Origin of the sequence: Microbacterium sp. BWT-B31 (assembly GCF_041379855.1) — a bacterium.
In the GTDB taxonomy this organism is placed as follows: Bacteria; Actinomycetota; Actinomycetes; order Actinomycetales; family Microbacteriaceae; genus Microbacterium.
In genome coordinates, this window is sequence record NZ_JBFECU010000033.1 from 1 (window position 1) to 2,145 (window position 2,145).

Sequence of the window (2,145 nt, forward strand, 5' to 3'; positions counted from 1 at the left end):
GAAGGTGCTCCTCGAACTGAGTGAATCTGAACTCTAGACAAGTCCTATTCTCCCAGATCAGGAGCACTTTCCCCATTCACCACACGGCACTCAGCCCGCCCCACCATGAAAGCCCGAGGTTAGACCGTGCCACGCACCGCGCGAAGGGAATTCACGTAGATCATGTGGTTGCCGATGGTGATCTGCTCGATATCCCGGGCCGGGTCGGCCGTGTCATCTCGACACCCGGTCACACCGACGGGAGCTGCTGCTTCTACTTCGCCGACGAAGGCCTGCTCATGCTCGGTGACCATCTCCTTCCGACACGCTTCCCTGGAATCGGGCTTGGCGGGAAGGCAGTCAGTGGCAACGCAGTCGCCGATTACCTGACGTCTTTGGAGGATCTAGTACCCCTCAATGCGGCGGAGGGTCTGCCCGGCCACGGCTATCGCTTTTCCGGCGTGAACGAGCGAATCGGTGACACCCATGCTCACCACATGACCCGAAACGCCCAGATATGCGATGCATTCACCGCAACTGGAGGCACCGTGTGGGAGGTCGCCTCTAGCGTCAACTGGAGCAATGGATGGGCTAGCCTGTCGATCTTCCACCGTTTCTCGGCGTTGATGCAGACCTACCATCACCTGTCTGCCGTTGAACCGCCCCAACCAACCGAGCACCCAATGCGGCACCAGATTCCGCCGAGTCCGCACACGAGCAACGGGACTACACGCGTTAGTCAGGGCTGACCGATGGTAGACCCCTGGTACGGTCATCGAGAGGACGCCATGGCGTGACACCCGTCGGAAGGATACCGGCCAACGGCACGAGGAGCCTTCGGTGGGCAGAGACACCCGTGCTGGGTCGAGCCGGCACCCTGTGTATACGGTCTCGCGCTACGCCCCAACCGTAGACGCATAACTGGCGACCGCGATCGGCGCGAGTCGATCACAGGATGAGCTCTCGGCGCGCTCTACGCAGGCTGCGAGGAACGAACCTGCTATGGCCTCTGGCCGGAAGGGAGTTGTCCGTTCTTGCGCATCACGACACTCGGTGCGTGATCGCAGCCGGCGCCAACGCCAATCAAGTCCGATCGATTCGAGATACGTGCGGGCCATCTGCCGGGTGCCGGGACCGTGGCCCGAACTAGAACTCCCCCAGCACCTGATTCAGCCGCATCACCATCTCGGTCACCGCGGCATCGTCAACGCTGTACCGAACCCGTTGCCCCCGCACCGCAACGTCGCGTGGCGGGTCGGCGATGATCAGCTTGGCAGCGAGCAGCTTCTCGAGCCCGTTGTACACAGTGAGCGGCGGTACCTCGAGCGCCTCTGCGATCTCGGCCCGCGTCGTGTCGAGCCGCGCTGGGGAGCCATTCAGATCGGCGATGTGCGCTATAGCGATGCCCGCGCCTGGGTGACAGAGTTGACCGACCTCATCGGAGCGGTCTCCGTGATCCGAGCGCACGGCATCCTTTCCGCGATTCTCGATGTCGCCGTCCGCGATCGGAGGCTCGCCGAGAATCCCGTTCGCGGCATGAGGCTCCCGAAGAAGCCTCCGAAGCGGCGGGTGTACTTGTCGCACGCTCAGGTGGAGAGACTCGCGGCGACGGCCCGGTACCCGGAGGTCGTCTACTTTCTCTCCTACACCGGGCTCCGCTGGGGTGAAATGAGTGGATTGCGCGTGCGTGACCTGAACTCGTCGCGACGGCGCGTATTCGTGCAGGAGAACGCCGTGATGGTCAACGGGACTGTCCACGTGGGCTCGACGAAGTCGCATGCTTCGCGTTCAGTCCCGTACCCCGCGTTCCTCGATCAAGTCGTGCACGGGACGGTGGTGGGCAAGGCACCGGAGTCATTCCTGTTCGGAACCGGCGATGCCCCCATGAACCTCCCGAACTCTCAGGACGGGTGGTTCGCCGCTGCCGTGCGGCGCGCAATGAGGGAGGACCCGTTGTTCCCGCGGATCTCTCCGCACGATCTACGACACACGGCCGCCAGCCTTGCCATCAGCGCCGGCGCGAATGCGAAGGTCGTGCAGCGGATGCTAGGTGTTCTTCCCATTGACGTTGTGGACGCGGTCGATGGGTGCTTGGCCTCCGATGCCGGTGTGGGGTCGATGGTGATTGTAGTGGTGCAGCCAGGCGGGGTAGCTTGCGGCTCGCTG

The 2,145-nt window shown here is 63.3% G+C and carries 3 protein-coding genes and 1 pseudogene; 2 read left to right on the forward strand and 2 right to left on the reverse strand.

Features of this window, described 5'->3' with window-relative positions:
- Positions 1–20: 20 nt before the first annotated feature.
- On the forward strand, positions 21–728 hold the full coding sequence (locus tag AB1K54_RS17235) for an MBL fold metallo-hydrolase (RefSeq protein ID WP_371203993.1): 708 nt from the start codon (positions 21–23) through the stop codon (positions 726–728).
- A gap of 397 nt (positions 729–1,125) precedes the next feature.
- On the opposite strand, the gene AB1K54_RS17240 is transcribed toward AB1K54_RS17235, so the two are convergent.
- Positions 1,126–1,446: a hypothetical protein gene (locus AB1K54_RS17240; protein WP_371203994.1), complete on the reverse strand. Its 321-nt coding sequence runs from the start codon at positions 1,444–1,446 to the stop codon at positions 1,126–1,128.
- A gap of 69 nt (positions 1,447–1,515) precedes the next feature.
- Between AB1K54_RS17240 and AB1K54_RS17245 the strand changes: the two are divergent.
- Positions 1,516–1,971, forward strand: a pseudogene (locus AB1K54_RS17245) (tyrosine-type recombinase/integrase); the annotation flags it as partial.
- A 54-nt stretch (positions 1,972–2,025) separates the two neighbouring features.
- On the opposite strand, the gene AB1K54_RS17250 reads toward AB1K54_RS17245, so the two are convergent.
- On the reverse strand, positions 2,026–2,145 hold a 120-nt coding region (locus AB1K54_RS17250; protein WP_371203995.1), incomplete at its 5' end, for an integrase core domain-containing protein.